General features: G+C 44.7%; 19 protein-coding genes. 13 read left to right on the top strand and 6 right to left on the bottom strand.

What is annotated here, in order from left to right:
• Positions 1-27: 27 nt before the first annotated feature.
• On the top strand, positions 28-1,974 hold the full coding sequence (locus tag CW735_RS19050) for an alpha/beta hydrolase family protein (protein ID WP_083595345.1): 1,947 nt from the start codon (positions 28-30) through the stop codon (positions 1,972-1,974).
• 298 nt (positions 1,975-2,272) lie between these two features.
• Complete coding sequence (locus CW735_RS19045; RefSeq protein ID WP_071981018.1) at positions 2,273-3,520, top strand: multidrug effflux MFS transporter; 1,248 nt, start codon at positions 2,273-2,275, stop codon at positions 3,518-3,520.
• A gap of 351 nt (positions 3,521-3,871) precedes the next feature.
• On the opposite strand, the gene CW735_RS19040 is transcribed toward CW735_RS19045, so the two are convergent.
• Positions 3,872-4,078, bottom strand: coding sequence for a hypothetical protein (locus CW735_RS19040; protein ID WP_015068459.1), 207 nt, complete (start codon positions 4,076-4,078; stop codon positions 3,872-3,874).
• Here CW735_RS19040 and CW735_RS19685 point away from each other — a divergent pair, their 5' ends adjacent.
• Entirely contained in the window at positions 4,079-4,426 is a 348-nt protein-coding gene (locus CW735_RS19685) for a hypothetical protein (protein WP_157812726.1), read from the top strand. It begins immediately after the preceding gene.
• Positions 4,427-4,452: 26 nt separating this feature from the next.
• On the opposite strand, the gene ilvC is transcribed toward CW735_RS19685, so the two are convergent.
• Complete coding sequence (ilvC, locus tag CW735_RS19030; protein ID WP_100973324.1) at positions 4,453-5,931, bottom strand: ketol-acid reductoisomerase; 1,479 nt, start codon at positions 5,929-5,931, stop codon at positions 4,453-4,455.
• Positions 5,932-6,086: 155 nt separating this feature from the next.
• On the opposite strand from ilvC, the gene ilvY reads away from it, so the two are divergent.
• A complete protein-coding gene (gene ilvY, locus CW735_RS19025) occupies positions 6,087-6,950 on the top strand; it encodes an HTH-type transcriptional activator IlvY (RefSeq protein WP_071981017.1) in 864 nt (287 codons plus the stop codon).
• On the opposite strand, the gene CW735_RS19020 is transcribed toward ilvY, so the two are convergent.
• Positions 6,951-8,465, bottom strand: coding sequence for a YifB family Mg chelatase-like AAA ATPase (locus CW735_RS19020; protein WP_071981016.1), 1,515 nt, complete (start codon positions 8,463-8,465; stop codon positions 6,951-6,953). It abuts the gene before it with no gap.
• A 196-nt stretch (positions 8,466-8,661) separates the two neighbouring features.
• Entirely contained in the window at positions 8,662-9,279 is a 618-nt protein-coding gene (locus tag CW735_RS19015; protein WP_071981015.1) for a trimeric intracellular cation channel family protein, read from the bottom strand.
• 575 nt (positions 9,280-9,854) lie between these two features.
• On the opposite strand from CW735_RS19015, the gene ilvD reads away from it, so the two are divergent.
• Positions 9,855-11,705: a dihydroxy-acid dehydratase gene (ilvD, locus tag CW735_RS19010; RefSeq protein ID WP_071981014.1), complete on the top strand. Its 1,851-nt coding sequence runs from the start codon at positions 9,855-9,857 to the stop codon at positions 11,703-11,705.
• Positions 11,702-13,240 carry a threonine ammonia-lyase, biosynthetic gene (gene ilvA, locus CW735_RS19005; RefSeq protein ID WP_071981013.1) on the top strand — a complete coding sequence of 513 codons (1,539 nt, stop codon included), beginning with the start codon at positions 11,702-11,704 and terminating at the stop codon, positions 13,238-13,240. Before ilvD ends, ilvA begins: the two co-directional genes overlap by 4 nt.
• Before the next feature lie 123 nt (positions 13,241-13,363).
• On the opposite strand, the gene plsB is transcribed toward ilvA, so the two are convergent.
• Together plsB and CW735_RS18995 are read right to left on the bottom strand one after the other, a co-directional pair.
• The gene (plsB, locus tag CW735_RS19000) at positions 13,364-15,820 is read right to left on the bottom strand and encodes a glycerol-3-phosphate 1-O-acyltransferase PlsB (RefSeq protein ID WP_071981012.1); all 2,457 of its coding nucleotides are present in this window, start codon (positions 15,818-15,820) and stop codon (positions 13,364-13,366) included.
• A gap of 169 nt (positions 15,821-15,989) precedes the next feature.
• The gene (locus tag CW735_RS18995) at positions 15,990-16,385 is read right to left on the bottom strand and encodes a GNAT family N-acetyltransferase (protein ID WP_083595344.1); all 396 of its coding nucleotides are present in this window, start codon (positions 16,383-16,385) and stop codon (positions 15,990-15,992) included.
• Positions 16,386-16,689: 304 nt separating this feature from the next.
• On the opposite strand from CW735_RS18995, the gene CW735_RS18990 reads away from it, so the two are divergent.
• The 7 genes from CW735_RS18990 (at position 16,690) to CW735_RS18965 (ending at position 24,663) form a co-directional block, all read left to right on the top strand.
• Positions 16,690-18,423, top strand: coding sequence for a GAF domain-containing protein (locus tag CW735_RS18990; RefSeq protein ID WP_232230526.1), 1,734 nt, complete (start codon positions 16,690-16,692; stop codon positions 18,421-18,423).
• A 72-nt stretch (positions 18,424-18,495) separates the two neighbouring features.
• On the top strand, positions 18,496-18,984 hold the full coding sequence (locus CW735_RS19995; RefSeq protein WP_232368327.1) for a GGDEF domain-containing protein: 489 nt from the start codon (positions 18,496-18,498) through the stop codon (positions 18,982-18,984).
• A gap of 106 nt (positions 18,985-19,090) precedes the next feature.
• Positions 19,091-19,717, top strand: a complete 627-nt coding sequence (gene lexA / locus CW735_RS18985) for a transcriptional repressor LexA (RefSeq protein ID WP_071981010.1) — start codon at positions 19,091-19,093, stop codon at positions 19,715-19,717.
• A 605-nt stretch (positions 19,718-20,322) separates the two neighbouring features.
• On the top strand, positions 20,323-21,465 hold the full coding sequence (gene coxB, locus CW735_RS18980; RefSeq protein ID WP_083595343.1) for a cytochrome c oxidase subunit II: 1,143 nt from the start codon (positions 20,323-20,325) through the stop codon (positions 21,463-21,465).
• A gap of 9 nt (positions 21,466-21,474) precedes the next feature.
• On the top strand, positions 21,475-23,088 hold the full coding sequence (gene ctaD / locus CW735_RS18975; protein ID WP_071981009.1) for a cytochrome c oxidase subunit I: 1,614 nt from the start codon (positions 21,475-21,477) through the stop codon (positions 23,086-23,088).
• An 84-nt stretch (positions 23,089-23,172) separates the two neighbouring features.
• On the top strand, positions 23,173-23,760 hold the full coding sequence (locus tag CW735_RS18970) for a cytochrome c oxidase assembly protein (protein WP_071981008.1): 588 nt from the start codon (positions 23,173-23,175) through the stop codon (positions 23,758-23,760).
• A gap of 21 nt (positions 23,761-23,781) precedes the next feature.
• Positions 23,782-24,663, top strand: coding sequence for a cytochrome c oxidase subunit 3 (locus tag CW735_RS18965; protein ID WP_100973104.1), 882 nt, complete (start codon positions 23,782-23,784; stop codon positions 24,661-24,663).

The following is a 24,663-nucleotide window of genomic DNA, read 5'->3' as shown; positions in this document are numbered from 1 at the left end:
ATCGCATATTAATAACAAAGGAATGTAATGCAATTTAACCTATCTTTTATCCTCTATCGCTTCATTATTTTCTGCGTTTTAGTAGTAATCTCTATTCGTGTAGTCGCTCAATCGGAGCAGCCATTTAACTATCGAGACTTCAGTGCGCTTCCAGCCTATGGAACTCCCGCATTATCGCCTGACGGTACTAAAGTGGCCTTTGTACAAAATGTTACAAGCCCTGAAGAACTTAGCATGCTGGCGACGTACGACTTTAAAGAGGGAGAGAAACACTTTCTGTTAAAGACAGACAACGAGAAAGTGCATATTAACTGGTATAAGTGGGTGAACAATGAACGTTTGATTGTTAGCGCTGTGTATCAGTCTCGACGAGGCAGAACCAAAGTTAAAGACACCCGATTATTGAGCGTACGTTTTGATGCAGGGGGAAAAGGGGTATTTAACCTTATTCATTGGAAACGGTTAAATAGCAGAGCGGGTAACCCTACTCACACCCCGCAGTTTCAAGATGAAGTAATCGATTGGATGCCAAATGATCCGGAACATATTCTCATATCAATTGATGCCGAAGTACTTGGTCTCCCTTCTGTTTATAAGGTCAACGTAAATACGGGAGGTTTAAGCCGAATCGTTCGTGGAAAAAAAGGTATAAGAGACTGGATTACAGACCGTCAGCATAACGTTCGCATAGGTGTTTCTCTGGATTATGATACTGGAGAGCGGGAAGTACTTCTCAAGGACGGCGATAACTGGAAAACACTGTTTTCATATAATGCAATGACGGAAAAAGGTGAGTACCCAATGGGGTTTGCACTTGATCCAAATATTCTTTATTACCGAGGTTATAAAGGAGACTTCAAAGCAGTTTATAAGCTGAATTTAAAGACAAATGAAAGCACAGAAGTGTATTCGGATGATGGTTACGACGTCAACGGAAGCCTCATCTACTCGCCTCTTACCAATGATGCGATTGGTGTTAGGCACGACGGACGTCATTACTGGGATAAGCGCTATGTTGCGTTGCAAAAAGGTTTAGACCAGAGCTTGCCAGATTATACTAATACTTTGGTGAGCTTCAGTGATGATGAGAAAACGTACCTTGTCTATTCAGAATCGGATACGTTGCCTGGCGTATTTCTACTTGGAAACAGGGACGAGGGGCAATTAGATGTTCTCTTCCATCAGTATTCACAAATCGACACCTCGAAACTTTCTCCGCACAAGCTTATTTCCTATAAAGCGAGAGACGGTGTGTCGGTAGAGGCGTATCTCACTTTGCCAAAGGGAGAAGGGCCTTTCCCAACTATTATTCATCCTCATGGAGGCCCTGGTGCTCGCGATTTTAGTGGTTTCGATTACTGGACTGCGTACTTCACAAGTAAAGGCTATGCAGTGCTTAGACCCAACTTTAGAGGCTCGCAGGGCTACGGCTATAGTTTTGCCCAAAGTCAAATGAAAGGCTGGGGTTTAACGATGCAAGACGATATCACTGACGCTGCACATTGGATGGTAGAGCAAGGGCATGCTGAAAAAGACAATATGTGCATTGTGGGCGCTAGCTACGGTGGCTACGCCGCACTTATGGCGACCGTAAAAACGCCAAATTTATTCAAATGCGCGGTGAGCTTTGCAGGGGTGAGTTCTTTGAAGCATTTGGTGTTAAGCGCTCGTAGGTTTTTAAACAATGAGTTTGTGAAAAATCAGATAGGTGATGACTTTGATGATTTAGAAGCTCGCTCTCCTTATTACAATGCAGAAGGTATTAAAACCCCTATTTTATTAGTGCATGGTGAAGAAGACCGTGTTGTGAGAGTGCGACAAAGCCGGTATATGAGGGATGAACTAGACGATTTGGATAAAACGTACAAGTATGTCGAATTAGAAAACGGCAATCACTTTCTTTCCATTCAGCGCAACAGGCATCGACTCTTTCAGGAAATGGATGAATTCTTGAACACTTACCTCACGAAGTAAAAGTATTTAGTAGCAGCTCAATTTATATTAATGTTTGAGCATAACTAACCGACTAAGTTGCCAGTAACTGCGATAGGTGTAAGCAATGCTGGCGGCTTTTTAATCAATATTGCGGTATACTATCTCACGTAGATTCAGGCTTTCAGGCGCGAACCAGTCGTGCTTTTTCATTCCCCTTAGTGTCTGTCTATTTTAACTGTTAGACGAGCTTTCGCTGTTTCAATGTTAAGCGCGAGAGCAAAGCTAAGAAGTAATAGCAGTAAAGACTGTCAGATACTGTATTCATATTAGAGAGATTATGCCCCAAGAAAATAATGGCGTATCGCAAGATACGGCAGTTGTTCAAAAGCCGGTTTTAGGTATTGTTGAATTTGTTGCACTGATGGCCACCATGACATCGCTGGTGGCTCTCAGTATCGACGCTATGCTGCCAGCGCTTTTGCAAATTGGTGAATCCTTAAATGTAGAGCAACCCCACCATACCCACCTTATTGTCACAGTCTTCTTTGTTGGTATGGCCTTTGGGCAATTATTTTTCGGCCCTTTCTCAGATAGTCGCGGCCGCAGGCTAACTATTCTTGTAGGGCTATGTATTTTTGCAATTGGCACTTTTGTCTGTATGTCGGCGAATTCATTGGAAACCATGCTGGTGGGAAGAGTCATTCAAGCATTTGGAGTATCTGGGCCACGCATTGCTTCAATGGCAATTATTCGCGACCTGTATGTGGGAGACTCGATGGCGCGGGTCATGTCGTTCATCATGATGGTATTTATTTTAGTGCCAATGCTCGCCCCTATTATCGGGCAAACGGTTATGGACTTGTTTTCTTGGTTTCATATTTTTACACTCTTTCTTATTGTTGCCACCATGGCGGGTATTTGGTTCTTTTCTCGTCAAGGAGAAACGCTACCTAGAAATAAGCGCAAAGTATTCTCTTGGGCACAGCTTTTTATCTCTTCTAAGTATGTTCTTACTCATCCTGCAGTGATGGGCTACACATTCGCGATGGGATGCATTTTTGGTTCGTTTTTGGCATATTTGAGTGCCTCTCAAACCATATTTCAGGTGTACTACAATGTAGGCGATATGTTCCCTTATATCTTTGCAACGCTTGCTTTCTCCATAGGTTTAGCGTCGTATTTTAATGGTAAAATGGTAATGCGATTTGGCATGAGAAAGCTTTGCCGATTTGCACTCAAAGGGGTAAACGGGTTTGCTATTGTTTATTTAGCTATATTATTAGCGTTTGATGGCTTACCGCCGTTAGTACTCACCGTATCTGTAATGTTTGTCGGCTTTTTCTTCGTCGGTATTCTGTTTGGCAACTTAAACGCCATGGCTATGCAGCCACTTGGCGAAATGGCGGGTTTAGGTGCCGCAATTATTGGGTCGTTCTCCAGTCTTTTCTCAGTACCTGTTGCACTGTTTATTGATAGCTTTTTAGTAGGAAACCTCATGCCTATTGGTATCGGTTTTTCTGTATTTTTTGCTTTGGCGTATGTTGCGGTTCGGTTTGCTGAAAAAGTGAGAAAATACGGCGTGTAAAAATATCGAGTAGGGTGAGGCTTGCGCCTCATCCCTCTCACAGAACCGTACGTACGGGCCTCGTATACGGCTCCTGCATACTTCATATCACTTGCTAAGTGACACAATGCTAATTTGCAATCTAGTATCGTGCGCCCTATGGACATCGTTCATTTTCTAACATTGTGGTAACTTTCATTGCAGGGTTTGGCGTTCTAGCACTGAGGCAATCTACCAAATTTGACTACAATTACTTCCCATATACGGCCTGTCTCACCAGACATCACTATTCCTAGCGCACCGATTCGACTTGTCCCGCTGATCTGGCGGCTTGTGTATCAATGATAAAAAAACTCACAACTCATCAGAGTCTTAAAGTCTGCTTCCCCCCTTCGCAATCCATTTAAGCTTTTGGCTAAAATAGATCCTATCAAACACAATGCTGATAGTCGGCTTGGTTTTACCCTCCACACCATTACTGGCTTTCATCGGCCTAGCCTTACTCACTACTACGGGTTCATCTGCCACCTCACACTCGCAACATTCTTGGATCACTCCTTGAACGATACGTCCAACCATTTGATTGGATCTAATGCCAGGCTTCCCCAGTTACTGCACTGGCTCCCTGTTAGAAATTCCACCCTCAAACACAAAACAGGACTGACTGAGTATCGGGCTTCGCGCTATTTTGCACGCTTACCCTCCTGTCTTGCCGAATCAGGTTCACTTGCGTTGTGTACCTCTAACTTCCTATGGCTTCCTTCAGACCCTGCCGTTGGCCAACAACGCCCTTGCCATTCGGATTATCTTCCCCTCAGTCAGGGTGATTCAGGTTTCTTTCAACCTGACGGGTTTGCCAGCTTCGCTGGGCAAACAAAAAAGCCCGACCAAAATGGTCGGGCAAAAGGGCTTAGTTTAAGCACCTAACGACAGAAACTGTCCTAACTACTGTCTTACACTACTATAGCTTTCATGTCAGTCATGTAGCCACGCAAGATTTTTCCTACTGATTCCACGCCGTGTGAGCGGATAGCATCGTTTACTTCAACTAGGCGTTTATTCTCTACCTGGTTAGAGATAGCTGGCAAACCTTTACCTATCACTGAAGTATCGATAGTAGGCATAAAGCTTTCACGCAAAATTGGAATTGCTGCATTCGCAAACAAGTAGTTTCCATATTCTGCAGTATCTGAGATAACCACGTTCATTTCATATAAACGCTTACGTGCGATGGTATTTGAAATAAGGGGTGTTTCGTGTAGCGACTCGTAATAAGCTGATTCAGGAAGAATGCCTGCCTCAACCATAACGTCGAAGGCAACCTCTACGCCGCATTTGATCATGGCAACTAAAAGAATGCCGTGGTCAAAGAATTCTTGTTCGCTAATTTCACCCTCGTAAGTTGGCGCATTTTCAAAAGCGGCCTCGCCAGTTTCTTCACGCCATTTCAGAAGGTTAGCGTCGCCGTTTGCCCAGTCTTCCATCATAGTGCGAGAGAATTCACCGCTAATGATGTCATCCTGATGCTTTTCAAATAGCGGACGAAGTAAATCTGTAAGCTGGTCGGAAAGCTCAGCGGCTTTCAGTTTTGCTGGATTAGATAAACGGTCCATCATATTAGTAACGCCGCCAATCTTAAGTGCTTCAGTAATAGCTTCTAGGCCGTACTGAATAAGTGCACCGGCGTAACCTGCATCAATACCGTCTTCCACCATTTTTTCAAAGGCCAGCACAGCTGCAACTTGTTGCATACCGCACAAAATTGTCTGCTCACCCATAAGGTCAGACTTAACTTCGGCAACGAATGAAGACTCGAGTACGCCCGCTCTGTCACCGCCAGTTGCACTCGCAAGTGCTTTAGCCGTGTCCCAACCTTTACCTTCAGGGTCGTTTTCTGGGTGAACCGCGATTAGTGTCGGTACACCAAAACCACGCTTATATTCTTCACGTACTTCAGAGCCAGGGCTCTTTGGAGCACACATAACTACAGTAATATCGCTGCGGATCTGCTGACCCTCTTCAACAATATTGAAACCGTGAGAGTAGCTAAGTGTTGCACCTTTTTTCATAAGTGGCATAACCGCTTCGACAACGCTAGCATGCTGTTTGTCTGGTGTAAGGTTATACACTAGGTCAGCATCAGGAATTAACTCTTGGTATGTACCAACGGTAAAACCATTGCCCGATGCGCGCTTGTAAGAATCGCGTTGTTCATCGATAGCTGCTTGACGCAGAGCATAAGCAACGTTTAACCCAGAATCACGCATGTTCAGGCCTTGGTTAAGACCTTGTGCGCCGCACCCTACGATGACGACCTTCTTATCTTTTAAAAACTGACAACCGTCAGCAAATTCATCGCGTGCCATGAAGCGACAGCGGCCAAGCTGGTCTAACTGCTGGCGTAGTGATAGGGTATTGAAATAATTAGCCATAAAAATTTCCGAACAACATTCATTTTTGTCAATATCAAACACCGTCATGGTGTCGATAGACCTCGTCTATGACGACTTGCTGAGAAGATTAAAAGATTTCTTTTGTTTTGGAAAATGATATATTTGCAAGATAATATTGCAAATAGTGAAACGTTATGGATTTTCGTAGTCTTCAACTCTTCAATCATTTGGCCACTAGCTTACATTTTGGTGATACTGCTGAAGCCATGTATGTTTCTCCGTCTACGCTAAGTCGCGTTATTCAAAGGCTTGAAGACGATTTGAGCTGCACTTTGTTTAAGCGCGATAACAGAAAGGTGGCACTTACTCACAGTGGACACAAGCTGTTGGCTTTTTCTAAACAAGCTTTAAAAGATTGGCAGCAGCTCAAAATAGATTTACGAGAGGACAGTGAAGCGTTACAAGGCGAGATAAGTGTTTTTTGCTCGGTAACGGCCAGTCAAAGCCATTTGCCCAATATGCTTCGTCAATTTAGGGAGCAACATCCCGGCGTAGATATACGCCTAATTACGGGTGACCCCGCGCTAGCGATAGAAAAAGTAAAAAGCAAACAATGCGACCTTTCTATCGCTATTTACACTCCGGATATGCCTACTGATCTGCATTTTTCCGCGCTTGACGATGTTCCGTTGGTGTTAATAGCTCCCCGAGAATGGCGTTTGACTCAGTTGAATCAGCTCGATTGGATACGCCATAAAGTCATTATGCCGGAAACAGGGCCGACTCGGCGCACTGCTTATCATTGGTTTGCAGAGCACGGTATTCGCCCTAACGTCTATGCTTATGTCGGTGGTAACGAGGCAATTGTGAGTATGGTGGCCTTAGAGTGCGGCGTGGGGTTTGTGCCTAAAGTAGTGTTAGATCACTCAAGCATGGCCAGTGCTGTTACGCAAATTCAGGTAGATGACATAGAGCCTTATGCGCTCGGTTTATGCTGTCTGCAAAGTAAGCAGCACGAGCCATTAATTGATGCTTTTCTAAAACTCGATGTGCGTTAGCTAACAGCTACTCAATTGTTTTATAAGGTTGTCTAAGGCTCTGTATCCTAACGCTTCACTAATGTGAGCACGGGTTACATTATCTTCGCGGTTGAGATCGGCAATGGTTCTGGCTACTTTCAAGGTACGATGAAAAACGCGCATAGATAAGTTTAGCTGTTTGGCTGCAGCCTTTAAAAAATTAAGGTCGCTATCGCTTACCTTACACGCAGAAGCAAGCTCTGCAGCATTGAGCGCAGCATTAGGTTTGCCCTGCCTCATAAGCTGTATATGACGGGTTTCTGCAACGTCCTTTTTTACAGCGTGAATAGAGTCATCGGTACTTTTTTTGGCCGAAGGTAGGTCGTATTCTGGTAATCGAGGCACTTCCACTTGAATATCTATTCTGTCTAACAGCGGCCCCGAGAGTCTATTGAGGTAGTTAAGCTGTTGCTGGGGAGATAGGCGGTTATCGTCTATATCGCCGGTTGGACTTGGGTTCATTGCCGCCACAAGCTGAAAGTTTGCAGGGTAAGTCGCGCTGCCAGATGCTCGAGAGATATGTACATCACCGGTCTCTAGAGGTTCGCGCAACACGTCTAATGCTTTACGGCCAAATTCAGGCAATTCATCTAGAAAAAGTATCCCGTTGTGGGCTAAGGATATTTCGCCTGGAACGGGCTGAGAGCCACCTCCAGTCAATGCAACAGCAGAGCTAGTATGATGCGGGGAACGCAAATGCCTATGCATAAACTTTTCGGGGTTAAGTTTTTCGCCTTTTACCGAGTATACAGAAGCAACTTCAAGAGCCTCTTCTTCGGTGAGAGGCGGCAATAAAGCCAGCATACGGCTTGCCAGTAAGCTTTTTCCTGTACCAGGTGGGCCTACCATTAACAAATTATGTGCTCCGCAAGCTGCAATGATAAGTGCTCGCTTAGCTTGTTCTTGGCCAATGATATCGTCCCACCCAAGGTTATTGATTGTCGAGGAGGAAGGCGTAAATGGTTGTCCAACTGGCAGTTTTTTATTGCCACTTAAATGCTCGTAAACAGAGAGCAAATCAAAAGCGGGCAGTCGAGCTGCGTGCGATACTAACGCAGCTTCTACATCGTTATCTCCCGGGTAAATAAGGGGGATATCTTCATTTGCCGCTGCGATAACAACGGGGATAAGACCCCCTACGGGCTTTATTTCGCCGTTTAGTGCAAGTTCTCCAACAAAAGCGATATTTAGCAAACTGGTGTCTGAGAGGTAACCAGAAGCCACTAAAATACCCACCGCAATGGGTAAATCAAATCGGCCTCCGAACTTAGGAATATCTGCAGGAGCTAAATTAACTGTTATCCGTTTGGCGGGAAAGTCGAAGCCGCTGTTAATTAATGCGCTTCGCACGCGTTCGCGGGCTTCTTTAACACTCGTTTCTGCCATACCCACTAGCTGAAATGCAGGCAAACCGTTAGCTAGGTGAATTTCCACCGAAATTTCTGGCGCAGATAACCCCTGCCCCGCAAATGTTTTCACCACTGCCATACTCATCCACACGCTCCAACAATGTTTACAAGGTTGAGAGCACACAGCTATTCGCTCCTTGCGATTAAACTTATCATTAGTGTAAGCGGGGTTGGTTATCTTGAAAACTGTACTTAAGGGGAGAATATGTAATTGATAAGTTAAGATATTATTATTGCTGCTAGAGCACTAACTAGTTTGTAGTGCTCGTGTGGTAAAAGCGTTAATGGTGCTCTTTATAAAATACAGGGAGCTGCCAATGCCAGCGCATGCTGCCCAAGCGCAATAATACGGTAATAATAAGCGCGCTAATGCCACACCACTGTGTAGCAAGGCCGAAGAAGTGTGCTATTCCGTAAGCAACACCACCAGCAATACAGGTCATCGCGTAAAGTTCTCCATTCAAAACAAGCGGCACTTCTCGGCAAATGACATCTCGTAATAAGCCACCAAAAACACCCGTAATGGTACCCATAGCCACGGCAACGGCCATCCCCGTCTCATTTGCCAGCGCCTTTTCAATGCCTACCACATTAAATAGTGCGAGCCCAAAAGCATCGGCGATGAGCAGGTAATGAAAGGGAAACCGTGGGCTAATACGAAGCCACAGAATAGGAATAAATGCTGCAACTAGTGTGGTGTATAAGTAGTCTGTATCGGCAATCCAAAACACGGGAACGTCTAACATAACATCGCGAAGCGTGCCGCCACCAATAGCAGTAGCACTAGCCAGCACAATGACCCCAAAACCGTCCATACGCTTTTGGTAAGCCATCAAAGTGCCAGAGATTGCGCATACAGCTACCCCGGCGAGGTTGAGCCAATGAAACCAATCAAACATGTATGCCAGCCTTTTCTCTGCGAATTAAAAATCTAAAAATATAAAAAAGTAGCGTTAAATCGCTCGCTAACCCGCAAAATACTTGATTCAGTGTCGGGTTTTATGATATTTCTTTGCCCGTGATTGTCGCAGCGGCCACTGCGATAAAAAACACTATACATGCGTAAAGCGCGTTAAGAGGGCCGCCATAACCCTCGCTGAATAACATCTCATTCATTGCTACTGTCTGTAAAGGGCCAGTAGCACGTCAAGTTTATCACTAAAAAGAGCGCCGTAACGGTAACTTTTTTGCGACCTTTTCTATCGATATTAGCAACGCCTATTTTGTGAGTCGTCTATTATAAAAGCCAGTGCAGCAGTTTTTTAAGAAACTCAACTCGTCTGCCAGCTTTCGGCATCACATTACAAAGGCTTGCCAGATACATTTTTAGAGTTGCCAGTAAGAATATTTTAATTATGCAGGCCCTAGCAAAACGCAAGCCGCCTCTTACTGCAATAAAATACAGCATAGTAAATCGGTAAGTTAATCTTGCTGACACTTATTTTTCGTTTGACCATATCAACGGGAGGGATTTATGCCCAAGTTACGTTCTGCAACCACCACGCAAGGTAGAAATATGGCTGGTGCTCGCGCTCTATGGCGCGCCACAGGCATGAAGGATTCTGATTTCGGAAAGCCTATTATTGCTATTGCCAATTCATTCACGCAGTTTGTGCCTGGGCATGTGCATCTGAAAGATATGGGGCAATTAGTCGCTCGTAGCGTTGAAGCCGCGGGTGGCGTAGCCAAGGAATTTAATACTATCGCGGTGGACGACGGTATTGCCATGGGCCACAGCGGAATGCTTTATAGCTTGCCGTCTCGTGAAATTATTGCCGATGCAGTTGAGTACATGGTTAATGCCCATTGCGCAGACGCCATTGTATGTATTTCTAACTGCGACAAAATAACTCCAGGAATGTTAATGGCCTCTATGCGCCTGAACGTTCCAGTAGTGTTTGTGTCCGGTGGCCCGATGGAGGCAGGTAAAACGAAACTGTCCGACCAACTGATCAAACTAGATTTGGTTGATGCCATGGTTGCCGCCGCCGACGATAAGGTAAGTGACGCCGACTCCGATGAGATAGAACGCTCAGCATGCCCAACATGTGGCTCGTGCTCGGGAATGTTCACAGCCAATTCAATGAACTGCTTAACTGAGGCGCTTGGTTTATCGCTACCGGGTAATGGCTCAATGTTGGCAACCCACGCAGACCGAGAAGGTTTGTTTAAGAAAGCCGGCGAGCAAATTGTTGAGTTGTGCAAACGTTACTATGGCGATGATGATGAAAGCGTGCTACCACGCAATATTGCCAATTTCAGCGCTTTTGAAAATGCTATGAGCTTAGATATTGCCATGGGCGGGTCGACCAATACCATATTGCATCTTCTCGCAGCGGCCATGGAAGGTGAAGTACCTTTTACCATGGACGATATCGATCGCCTGTCGAGAAAAGTGCCTCACCTATGTAAGGTCGCGCCTGCTACACCTCAGTATCATATGGAAGATGTACATCGCGCAGGTGGTGTTATTGGCATACTCAACGAGCTGAATAAAGCGGGTTTGTTAAACACCGATGTTAACCACGTGCTGGGCAAGCCACTTACTGAAGTCATCAGCGATTGGGATATTACTAATCCGGAAAATGACAAAGCCATTGAGTTTTTCCGCGCAGGCCCTGCTGGTATTCGCACGACCAAGGCGTTCAGTCAAAGTTGCCGCTGGGACGATGCAGATACCGACCGAGAGCAAGGCTGTATTCGCTCAATAGAAAATGCATTTAGCCAAGAAGGTGGGCTAGCAGTCCTTTACGGCAATGTGGCTGAAGATGGCTGTATTGTTAAAACCGCAGGCGTTGACGAGTCGATACTGACTTTCGAAGGTACGGCGCGAATTTATGAAAGCCAAGATGATGCTGTAGCCGGTATTTTAGGCGATGAAGTAAAAGCAGGTGATGTTGTGTTCATTCGCTATGAAGGCCCACGCGGTGGCCCAGGTATGCAGGAGATGCTTTACCCAACGTCTTACTTAAAGTCTAAGGGATTAGGTAAGCACTGTGCTTTGGTAACAGACGGACGCTTTAGTGGTGGCACCAGCGGGCTATCTATTGGACACTGCTCGCCAGAGGCGGCAAGTGGCGGCGGTATTGGCTTGGTTGAACATGGCGATAAGATCAAAATCGATATCCCCAATCGCTCCATTAATATTGTCATCAGCGACGAAGAACTCGCTGAGCGCCGTGCAAAAATGGAAGCTAGCGATACCCCATGGCGTCCAAAAGATCGCGTTCGCGAAGTGTCTACATCTTTGAAGACGTTCGCTGCTCTTGCAACTAGTGCCGATAAAGGTGCAGTGCGCGATGTGAAAAAATTGGAAGGGTTATGAGTGTAAGCGACCACGAGTATTTAAAGAAGATATTACTGGCCCCTGTTTATGATGTTGCAGTGGCCAGCGAACTCTCTTATATGTCTTTGCTATCTGCTGAACTTGGTAACGACATATTTTTAAAGCGCGAAGATCAGCAGCCAGTAAAGAGTTTTAAGCTTCGCGGTGCCTATAATCGAATTAACTCTCTGTCGGATGCGCAGCTTAATGCGGGTGTTATTGGGGCTAGTGCTGGTAACCACGCACAAGGTCTGGCCTACAGCGCCAAGATGAAGGGAATTAAGGCAACGATAGTGATGCCTGAAACAACGCCGGACATCAAGATTGACGCAGTACGCCGCTTTGGCGGAGACAGTGTGGATGTGGTACTGCATGGCACAAGTTTCGACCAGGCAAATGGCCATGCTAAGGCATTGTGTGAAGAGTTTGGATACACCTTCGTTCCACCCTTTGACGATCCTGATGTTATTGCCGGGCAAGGTACAGTAGCGCGAGAGCTGTTAGAGCAAAACCCCAATATCGACATCTTATTCGTTGCTGTTGGCGGCGGTGGTTTGGCGGCCGGTATCGCAGTGTATTTGAAGCAGCTAAAGCCCAGCATAAAAATTGTGACGGTTGAGTCAGAAGAATCTGCCTGCTTTATTAAAGCGCGGGAAGCTGGTACGCCAACGGAATTAGACAGCGTCGGTATTTTTGCCGATGGCGTGGCGGTAAAAGTGATGGGCCAAGAAACCTTCAGACTGTGTAACCGCCTTGTAGATGAAACTATTACGGTTACCAATGATGAAATTTGTGGCGCTATTAAAGATATCTTTGATGACACCCGCGTTATTGCTGAACCTGCTGGCGCTTTATCGGTTGCGGCCATTAGAAAATATGCCAAAGAACACGATTTAAAAGGCAAGGTTTTAGGCGGTATTTTATGCGGAGCCAATATCAATTTTCATACTTTGCGTTATGTTTCAGAGCGCTGTGAGTTAGGTGAGCAAAAAGAAGCGGTATTTGCCGTTAAAATTCCAGAGAGCAAAGGCGCCTTCAAGCAGTTCTGTGAATGTGTTGGCGCAAAAGCGATCACCGAGTTCAATTATCGTTACGCTAGCGACAGTGAAGCCCATATATTTGTAGGTGTAAAGCTAAAGGGTGGGCAGAAGGAGTTTGCCGAACTTCAGGGCGACCTAGAGAACAAAGGTTACGATTGCTTTAATCTGTCAAACAATGAATTAGCAAAGCTACATGTTCGCCATATGGTTGGCGGAAGACCGCCAAGCATTTTGAACGAACAGGTGTTTAGCTTCGAATTTCCTGAGCGTCCAGGGGCATTGTTGAATTTCTTAAACACCTTGGGCGAGCAATGGAATATTACTTTGTTCCACTATCGCAATCATGGTGCTGCTGAAGGTTTGGTGCTGGTGGGTTTTGATATTGCACCCGATAGCCGAGAGGCCTTCAACCAGCACGTAGTGGAATTAGGCTACAAAGTTGAGGAAGTGACAGATAACCCAGCTTATCGTTTCTTCTTATCACAACCTGAATGATATTTAGCAAAACTGATAGTAAGAAAACTCGCTTTTAGCGCAACGGTTACTTCTTATACTGCTTCAGGCAAAGCATTTGCTTACTCTGGAGCAGTATAAGAGCCTCCTCTTTTCGACAAAAACTTAGTCTTTATCTGAATGTAATGCAACGTTCTCTAAATGCTGCATCATTTCAGGCCAAATCAATGCCATAACGTCTTCGCGAAGCGCTTCGCATTCTTCAGAATACTTCAGGCTACCGTCATCTTCTGAGTCCAACCAGTGATTATCTTTAAGAGCACTAATGAAACTAGACAATACATTTTTGTCATAGAACTCAGGCGAACTCAAACCGTAGAGCGCAGAGAGGCGCTCTGCCACTTTTTTACTAGCTCGCTCAAGAGCACCGCGGCTAATCGACTTCTCTTTGTCTAAAATAGTCAATACGACAGCATAACGCTGTAATGTTTCCTGCATGCAGCGGCTAAGAAGCCAGGCAGAATGAAACTGCTTACAGTGAGCATCAGGAGGAAGCAATTCTCCATCAACTTCTCGCAGTAAGCCATTGTCTAACAGCGTTGTTATTAACGCGTCTGTGTGTGCAAGGGCTTCATCTTGAGTAAGGTGGAGAAACAACTCTTTCTGCAACAGAGGATACAGCGATGCGATAAGTTCAAATACCTTGTTTTTGCTGATGCCTTTTTTGGCAAAAACAGAAGCCATGATCAGCCCCGGAATAGCAAATAAATGCAAAATGTTATTGCGGTAATAAGTGAGATAGACCGCAGATTTTGGCTGTGGACTGATGAGTTTGCCATAGTCGTCTTCGGTAATATCGAATCGGCCAAGCTGTAGAGTATCGCTTAACAAGGTTTCAGCAGAGGCATCTGGGATGGTTGCATCTGCGCTGAACGGCGCACGTTTAAATAGGTCTATAAAATCGCTCATTGCTTGCTTAAGTTCAGACTCACTCATAGTCTGGGTTTTTGAAGACAGTAAGCATAGTGACACCAGGGCCATTCCGTTCAAGGCCGCTGCGCGGTTGATGCGGGTCATTACATTATTAGCAAGCTCGTTAACCGCTGGAGTTAACCAAGCTGGTTTCTTTTCAGGCTCTGCATCTCGGCATTCTCGCCAATTAGGCACGTGAGACTCTAAAAACTGATTTAGCTGAATGGGCTCACCAAAATTCACGTAGCCGTGACCATAGTTTTTAAGCTTTCTGATAGCCGTAAAAACTTGAAGGTTAGATTCTTTTTTCTTCTTCGACCCCTTCAGCTCGTTCAAATAGCTCTTCACTTCCATCACGTTTTCATAACCAATATAAACGGGTACCAAACTTACTGGGCGATTTACACCTTTCAGCATGGCCTGAATGGTCATTGCAAGCATACCTGTTTTGGGGGGTATTAGTCTGCCTGTGCGGCTGCGGCCGCCTTCAGGGTAGTATTTAACGGAATAACCTTTATTAAACAGTAATTCCAAGTACTCTCTGAATACTGCCGTGTATAGTTTGTTTCCTGCAAAGCTTCGCCTTAAGAAAAATGCCCCGCTTCTTCTGAATATCTTGCCTACAGGCCAAAAATTTAAGTTTATCCCCGCAGCGATATGTGGCGTGACCATGCCTTCGTGATAGATAACGTAGGTTAAAAGTAAGTAGTCCATGTGGCTGCGGTGGCATGGAACATAAATAATTTCATGACCGTTAGCAGCCAGCTCTCGAATTCGTTCTGCGTGACCCACGCTGATACCGTTATAAATTTTATTCCAAATACGGGTAAGAATTCTGTCACCAAATCTAATCAGCCCTTCGCGATAGTCTGCAGCAATTTCAGTGATATATGTTTTGGCGCGTTCCTTGGCTTTTTCGTGAGAGATTTTTTTGCCGCGAGACTCTTCCGCCATCGCCCTGCGAACTGCATCAGAACCTAACACACTATTGTTGAGCTCCTGACGTTCTAAAAGCGTGGGGCCCGTCATACTTTGGCGCTTACGCTGAAAGTGAGTGCTTGCTACTCTTACAAGTTTTTGCGCTATGCTTTGATCGCTCCCGTGCTGATTAGCCATGGTGCGTGCAGAAACCGCTTTTGAGTAATTGATAAAATTGTCGCGGCCTAAAAACAGTACAATAAACAATTTTCGAAGCCAGCTGGGTGCCGCTTTATACGTAATTAGATCACCTAAACCCGGTTTACCTTTACCTGGCGTTCGTCCCCAGGTCACAAATACAGGAACCACCTGAAGGTCTAGGTTTTGATGATCTCTGTGCAGATGAAATAAGTCGGTGAACACATCGGCAATACCAGTGTTATCTGCACTTGAGCGGAATAGCGGCTGCGTTTTTCTCAAGAAAAGTGTTGATGGGTACTCTCTACCTGCTAGGGAAAGTGTTGCTGTAGGATCGGGAAGCCCTAGTGCTTCTGTCGACATCTTGAGTGCAAGCTGGTCGGTCACCGAATTAGTTGGCAGCAAATATACCATCGGCTTTTCTTTATCAATACCAAGCTCTGAATCGACATTCACCGGAATACTGTGTGCTTTGACGAGCAACTTAACAGGATAATGAAATACCGATAAAAAGGCTTTGCGCATCCACGACATGAATTCTGTCATCCTATGAAATAAAAACGGTAATAGTGTATCACAAAACCAGTGGCGTCTTGTTTTAAACGCGTAAACGGGATGTGGTACAACGAGTTTACGTTCCTTTACTTAGGCTGGTGAAGGGCAGCCTAAGCATTCGGTTTACGTATCGAATATGGGCGCAAATTTAACGAATATAGCGCATAGCAACATTACATCTTTCGTAGGCGCTTCCGTATTTATCCATAATGTCGGCGCAATGCGTAAATCCGTTTTTTTCGTATAAATGGATGGCGGCTTCGCAGTCTTTATTGGTCAATAAAAATAATGTATTGAAAGCAATAGAAGGTGCCTCAGTCAGCACATGCTGCAATAACCTCTCTCCTACCTTTAAGCCGCGAACGTTGGACACAACTCCCATTTTGGTGAGTTCAAATACGCCATCAGACTTTTTCGCCAGGGCACATGTGCCAACTATGCCTAAGGTAGGGTGTTTAGCAAACCAAATGTACCCGCCTTTGTCGATAATAAATTCTTTAGGACGAGAAATAACACCTTCGTCAACAGGTTCAAGAACAAACATCGATGTGATCCATTCTCTATTTATAGAATTAAAATAGGGCGACAATTGTTCGCTAAAAGGCAAAAATTCGAGCGGTGTTGAATGTTCCATGAATGACAAACAGCTTGTTTTACAATAACGCTATGCTAGTGAAAAATAGTGCCAATGAATAGCGAAAAGCGCACCTTTATTACCCAAAACTCGTATCAAACTTTTAACTAACGACAACAGCGGTTTGGTTAAGACTAATTGCTGGGCTTATAAACTGGTATTTAGCCAATAACTAACTACTTTTATAATAGAATCCGCCTAAGAGACGTTAAACTTGGACGACAGCAAACGACTGAAAACCATTGATGCATTCATGCTAAATAGCGAACTTAATTTAGATCTTGATGATTTAATGACGCTGCTAGCTGAAGCATACAATGTACCTATCGCGTTACTTGGAATTGTAGGTAGGCATGAAGAAGTGATTAAGGCATGCCACGGTACAGATATTAAAACTATTCCAAGGGAGCATGCGTTTTGTAATCGCGTAGTCGACTCAGGCGAAGCATTAGTCGTATCTGATGCTAATGAGGATGAGCGCTTTGCCCGCAATCCCATTCTAATTAACGACAATAAAGTCGTCTTCTATGCGGGTACTCCTATTGATGTTGATGGTGAGACCATTGGTGCGGTGTGTTTAATTGACAACCAACCTAGAAAGATTGAGAACGAGAACCTTACTTTATTAAAAAGGATAGGCGCTTTAGTTAGCAAACACATTGCTTTGTCCCGAGAGCATGAGATGCTTAAACGCGAGCATGGGCTTATTGAAAAGTCGCCTATTGTGCTGGCCACATGGAATTTTGCTAATTCTTTAAAGCTTGTATACATCTCTAAAAATGCCCGCGCCGTGTTAGGTGCAGAGGCGGCCGACCTGTTAAACGGGAATATCGAGCTAATTGATTTAATGTGCGATCAGTCTGATGCTGATTTCACGTTTGCGATGCAGGCACACATGGAAGGGGTAGAAAGCCATGTGTGCAGGCTGAAGGTGTCTGCTCCCACCCGCACCATATGGGTGAGTATGATTTCTACTGCCAGCTTTAACGACGATGGTAGTTTGGTTTCAGTACAGGCATTTTTATTCGACACTAGCGATCAGAAATATGTAGAAGACAAGCTAAACGAAACCAACCAGCGTATGCGCTTGCTGCTAGAAGCCTCGGAGTTAGGCACATGGGATTGGAACCTGAAAGCGAATGTTAATCAGGTAAACAAGCGTTGGTGCGAAATTATTGGTATTGATTATGAGTACTACGACAGTAGCTACAGGTACACAAGACAGCTCATCCACCCCGCCGACCTGATGCAATTTGAACAGCATCTTGAAGACCATATTGCAGGAAAAAGCCAAGTTTTTAATACTTCATTTCGAATGCAACATGCCAATGGCAGTTGGGTTTGGGTCGAGTCTTACGGAAAAATAGTAGAGCGCGACACAAATGGAAAGCCCATCCGCATAGCGGGTATCCACCGCGACATTACGCGGAGAATGGAAAGTGAGATTTTTGAGCGGAAAAAAACTCAGCTGCTGCAGTTTATCAACAAAACTCGCGCGTCATACTTGGAAAGCAATGATTTAACATTAGCGTGTCAGACAGTACTGCCCGAGCTTATAGATTTATCTGATAGTCAGTTTGCTTTTATTGCACAAATGCAAGACCAAGATACTGAGCCTAAGCTGTTTATACACGCTATTTCTGAAATTGTTTGGGACAGCGAAAGTTTTTCTCAATATTCGGAGTATAAAAACAGAAATCTATATTTCACTAGTTTCGACAACTTATTTGGGAAAGTTATTGTTTCAGGTGAGGTGATTATTGCTAATTCGCCCATAAACCACCCTGCATCAAGAGGAACGCCAAAAGGTCATCCTCGAATAAACCGATTTCTAGGGCTACCGATTAAGATAAAAGATAGAGTTGTCGGTATGATAGGTTTAGCGAATAAGTTTGAGAGTTACAAACCCTCTGATGCCGAATTTTTCCAGCCATTTGTAGATGCCTGAGCTGGCCTTTTCTATGCCGTTGATTTAGAGCGAGCGAGAGCTGATGCTGAAGAAAGACTGCGCAAGCTGGCAATGACAGACCCCCTTACGGGGCTTCTCAACAGGCGCTCTTTTTTAGATGAGTGCAATAGAATTGCTCAAACACACAAGCAGACTGCTGTGGCGATAGTGGATATAGATTACTTCAAAAGCATTAACGATACCTACGGACATGATGCCGGCGATTACGCCTTAAAAGAGATCGCAAACATTACTCAATCCATCTGCAACGAGCATGGCGTTGTGGCAAGGTTAGGCGGTGAAGAGTTCGCTATTGTATTGGTAGACAAAACCCCAAAAGACGCTGATTTGATTTTTGAAAGACTGCGGGATGCAATTAATTCAGCTCAGTTTAATTATAAAGCGGACCGTATTAGTCTAACAATCAGTACTGGTGTGAGTTATACGATGGATTCTTTCGAGGTTGACTTTAGTGCTTACCTATCTGTTGCAGATCAGGCACTTTATGAAGCTAAGTCCATTGGGCGTAATCGGGTATGCTGGCAACCTGGAATACGTTAAATGGTCGGTATTAAATCCGATTTTTTGTCTGTAGCGCCCGTCAGCGCTTGTTATTTGAATTTAGGTGTATATACTTACAGGAACTGTATGGACAGACAGGTCTTTTATGCGCCCACTCACAGCTCGACAAACAGAAGTTTTAGAACTTATTAAATCTAATATGCAAGCAACGGGAATGCCACCCACGCGTGCAGAAATAGCCCGTCACTTAGGTTTTAAATCGGCAAATGCCGCTGAAGAACATTTAAAGGCCCTTGCGCGTAAAGGCGTGATTGAAATTCTTCCCGGTACATCTCGTGGTATCAAGTTAACCATTCCGATAGAAGATGAAATAGCCGAAGAAGAAGGTTTACCGCTTATTGGGCGAGTTGCTGCCGGTGAACCAATTCTTGCTCAAGAGCACGTAGAGTCTCATTATAAAGTTGATCCTGCTCTGTTCCAGCCTCACGCTGACTTTCTATTGCGTGTAAACGGCATGAGTATGAAAAATATCGGCATACTCGACGGCGATTTACTAGCCGTTCATCGCACCACCGACGTGCACAATGGTCAGGTTGTTGTGGCCAGAGTCGATGAAGATGTAACGGTAAAACGTTTGGAAAAGCGTGGCCGAGAAGTGCTACTTCACGCTGAAAATGAAGAGTTTTCACCCATTAAAGTTGATTTAGCAAACGAACCTTTCGCGATTGAAGGTATTGCTGTAGGCGTTATTAGAAACGCTGACTGGATGTAGCCTTTTACCTTACTGTATTAAAAGCGGCATGATAGCCGCTTTTTTTAGCACTTAAGTCTAATAATCTCCCCTATTTCTCCTGTATAAGCTACAACTTTCAGTACTTATAAATATCATTGATATACCATTTTAGGCGTAAATCTTTAAGCGCCAGTTAAGATGGTTTTGCGCTGGTTTCGAGAGTGTTGCTAAACGAGCTCTGCTCAAAATTTATTCAATATTTGCCGCTTAGCGTTTGATTTTAAGAAATTAAATGGCAATAACCTGCACAACCAATCACTCCAAAAATCTACTCCCTATAACTCTGTTATCCCCCATCTGTGGCACTTTGCTTACTATTTGAGTAACGACCACGAAATTCTGCTTAGATTAAATTTTGACCTCTTCATTAAAATTTTAACAGAAAAGACTAGACGGAACGCTATTATTGCGCAATTCTTATACAAGCTTTAACAAAATAATAACAATGACTTTGAATTCAATTTACAAATTGATGTATTGAGTTAATCGTTCACAAACCACTTGGTAGAGACTGCGCAAAATAACATTTGGCGTTAATGGCTCTGCCATTACGGAGGTGCTGAGTGAAATCACTAAAGATCGCAATGTCAAAATGGTGTGTTAGCGTTCCATTTTTGTTCTTTTCTCAATTCCTTTTCGCGCAAGAGGCCGCAGAAGAATTATCTTCGCTTAATCTTCGCCGCGGTGCTACTGACATAAGTGGCCAAGTATACGACCTGCATATGCTCATGTTCTTTATATGTGTAGCTATTGCCGTGGTGGTGTTTGGAGTTATGTTTGCTTCTATGTATTTACATAGAAAGTCACGAGGCGCCAAGCCAGCAAACTTTCATGAAAATGTAAAAGTAGAAATTGCATGGACGGTGGTTCCATTCCTCATCCTTATTTTTATGGCCGTACCCGCTGCCAATACGCTTATTGCCATGGAAGATACCTCTGAAGCTGACATGACCGTTCTAGTGACAGGATCTCAATGGAAGTGGCATTACAAGTACATGGACAGTGACGTTGAATACTATTCTTTGCTTGCTACTCAGCGTGAGCAAATTCAAAACAAATTTACGAAGACCGACAATTACTTATTAGAGGTAGATCGTCCTTTAGTAATTCCCACCGGGCAAAAGGTGCGATTTTTGATCACATCGGACGACGTTATTCACTCTTGGTGGGTACCCGACTTTGCGGTGAAGAAAGATGCTAATCCAGGCTTTATTAATGAAGCTTGGGCAAAAGTTAACGAGCCAGGCGTTTACAGAGGCCAATGTGCGGAGTTGTGCGGTAAAGACCACGGTTATATGCCGGTAGTGGTTATCGCAAAGGAACCAGCGGAGTTCGACGCGTGGATGGGTGAGCAGGAAGATCGTGCACGTAAAGCGAAAGAAGAAGAACAGCGCTTACTATCGATGAATATGTCAATGGATGAACTTATGACAGAAGGTGAGCGAGTTTACAACGCCACATGCGCAGCGTGTCATATGCCAAATGGTGAAGGTCTGCCGGGCGTTTTCCCAGCGCTTAAAGGCAGCAAAATGGCACTGGAAGATCAAACTGGGCACATTGAAATTGTGCTTCACGGCAAGGCCGGAACGGCGATGCAGTCGTTTAGCAAGATGTTGAGCCTTAAAGAAATTGCAGCGGTTGTTACCTACGAGCGAAATGCGTGGGGCAATAACACCGGTGACATGGTTCAGGCTAAAGATGTCAACGCTTTAGCAACTGGAAACTAGGAGCGAATGATGAGTAAAGCAACTGAAGTAATTTCGCCAGATACCTCTGTGCATCACGATGACCACGATCATCATGACCATATACCGAAGGGAATTACGCGCTGGCTGTTCACTACGAATCACAAAGATATAGGTACATTGTATTTATGGTTCGCTTTCATCATGTTTTTGGTGGGCGGTGCTATGGCAATGGTTATTCGAGCTGAGTTGTTTCAGCCTGGGTTACAAATTGTCGAGCCAAACTTTTTTAACCAGATGACTACTGTTCATGGGTTAATTATGGTGTTTGGTGCCGTAATGCCTGCGTTTACCGGGCTGGCAAACTGGTTAATTCCAATGATGATTGGGGCACCAGATATGGCGCTTCCCAGAATGAACAACTGGAGCTTTTGGATTTTACCAGGCGCCTTTTTAATTCTACTTAGTTCCTTGTTTATGGAAGGTGGCGGTCCGGCGTTTGGTTGGACTTTCTATGCCCCACTATCAACAACCTATAGTGGCGACTCTACAGCACTGTTCGTCTTCTCTGTTCATATTATGGGTATTTCCTCAATCATGGGGGCGATAAACGTTATCGTAACTATCTTTAACATGCGCGCGCCTGGTATGACATGGATGAAAATGCCGCTGTTTGTATGGACTTGGCTAATTACTGCGTTCTTGCTTATTGCAGTTATGCCTGTGTTAGCAGGTGCAGTCACTATGGTACTGACCGACAAATTCTTTGGCACAAGCTTCTTCGATGCGGCCGGTGGTGGCGACCCCGTTATGTTCCAGCATATTTTCTGGTTCTTCGGACACCCTGAGGTTTACATTATGATACTGCCAGCGTTTGGCATTATCTCTCAAATAGTCCCTACGTTCTCCCGCAAGCCGCTATTTGGTTATGCCTCAATGGTGTATGCAACAGCGTCTATAGCATTACTGTCATTTGTTGTTTGGGCTCACCATATGTTTACCACAGGTATGCCGGTTTACATGGAGATGTTCTTTATGTTTGCCACCATGCTCATTTCCGTTCCCACGGGGGTGAAGGTATTTAACTGGGTAGCCACCATGTGGCGAGGGTCGCTTACCTTTGAAATGCCAATGATGTTCGCTATTGCGTTTATCGTGCTATTCACTATTGGTGGGCTATCGGGACTCATGCTGGCAATAACACCGGTTGATTTCCAATATCATGATACCTACTTCGTGGTCGCTCATTTCCACTATGTACTGGTTACTGGTGCTGTCTTCTCCATTATGGCTGCTGTTTACTACTGGCTGCCTAAATGGACGGGCAAAATGTACGACACCACACTGGCGAAGTGGCACTTCTGGTGCTCTCTTGTTTCGGTAAATGTACTGTTCTTCCCTATGCACTTTGTTGGTTTGGCGGGGATGCCTCGTCGTATTCCAGACTACGCACTTCAATTTGCAGACTTCAATAAATGGATAAGTCTAGGTGGCTTCGCCTTTGGGTTGTCTCAACTTATTTTCTTAGCGCTATTAATTAAAGCGTGCAAAAAACAAGGCGAGCCAGTATCGGCACAGGTATGGGATGGAGCTGAAGGGCTCGAGTGGGAAATTCCTTCTCCTGCGCCTTATCACACATTCGAGACGCCACCAGTAGTTAAATAGTGTTTCGAACTTAGACTGAGACGGGGCTATTAGTAATGGCCCCTGGCAGACTAAGAAATAGAATTCCAAGCGGAGGCACAGTGTATGACACAAGCAAGTGCGAACAATAAGATGGTGGTCAAATTAGTGGCCATTGTTATTGGTATGTTTGGATTCGGTTTTGCGTTAGTGCCGCTTTACGATGTCTTTTGCGACATTGCTGGCATAAATGGCAAGACAGAGGGGACTGCAGCGGTTTATCAATCTATCGATATTGATGAAAGCAGAGAGGTTACCGTTGAATTTATTACTCGCACTAATACCGGAATGCCGTGGGAGTTTCGAGCAGAAACCAAACGTATAAAAGTACACCCTGGTGAGTTGAACACGGTGTCGTTTTACGTGCGAAATCCGGCATCGAGCAATATTATCGCACAAGCTATACCGTCGGTTTCGCCAGGCACTGCAGCCATATATCTCAATAAAACCGAATGTTTCTGCTTTAATCAGCAGCCATTGCAGGCGGGGGCAGAAGCCTATATGCCTATGCAGTTTTATGTAGACCCACAGCTACCTGAAGATATTACGTTTTTTACATTGCAGTACACACTCTATGACGTCACCGCGAGAGCGAGTGATCTAACAACTAAACCGAATCCTTTTATGGATCCGTCGTTACAAAGCGGCGAATAGTCTGTTTGGGATAAGGAGAAAATGATGCAGCAAGAATATCAAAAATATTATGTACCCGCGCAAAGTCCGTGGCCCATTGTGGGGGCGGTCGCTCTGTTTTTAATCGCAGTAGGTGCCGGCAATTTTGTGGTTGAGGCAACGAAGGGCGAAAGTGGTTATGGCAGCTATGTGCTGCTAGCAGGGATTGTTGTTTTATTAGTTATGCTAATAGGATGGTTTAAAAACCAAATAGATGAGTCTATGTCTGGACTGTACAGCGACCAGTTAGGACGCTCTTACAGACAGGGCATGAGTTGGTTTATCTTTTCTGAAGTGATGTTTTTTGGAGCCTTCTTTGGCGCACTCTACTACGCGAGATTTATCGCTGTTCCATGGTTGGGCGGTGATTCAAATAATGCGATGACAAACGAAGTGCTTTGGCCAGGGTTCGAGGCCATGTGGCCACTGGTGAACACCCCAGGCGGTATTACCACACAAGAAATGAGTCCAGGTGGATTGCCCACTATTAATACAATTATTTTGCTTGTCTCCTCAGTGACGCTGCATTTCGCACATGTTGGTTTGGAGCAAAATAAGCGCAAACAGCTCACTCTTATGTTAGGTGCGACTATCTTACTTGGCTGTGGATTCTTGTTTTTGCAGGTTGAAGAGTACATCCATGCATACCGCGATTTGGGCTTAACTCTGCAATCGGGCATTTACGGTAATACTTTCTTTATGCTGACAGGGTTTCACGGCATGCACGTTACCTTGGGCACTATCATTCTAATTGTGATGTTCTTCAGGGTGTTGAAAGGCCACTTCACGTCAAAAGAGCACTTTGCCTTCCAGGCAGGAAGCTGGTACTGGCACTTCGTTGATGTGGTGTGGGTAATGTTGTTTATTTTCGTCTACGTGTTGTAG

The organism is Alteromonas sp. MB-3u-76, from assembly GCF_002831605.1.
GTDB classification, from domain to species: Bacteria; Pseudomonadota; Gammaproteobacteria; order Enterobacterales; family Alteromonadaceae; genus Alteromonas; species Alteromonas hispanica.
Note: the sequence above shows the minus strand (reverse complement) of the source record. Positions and strands in the feature narration are given on the sequence as shown.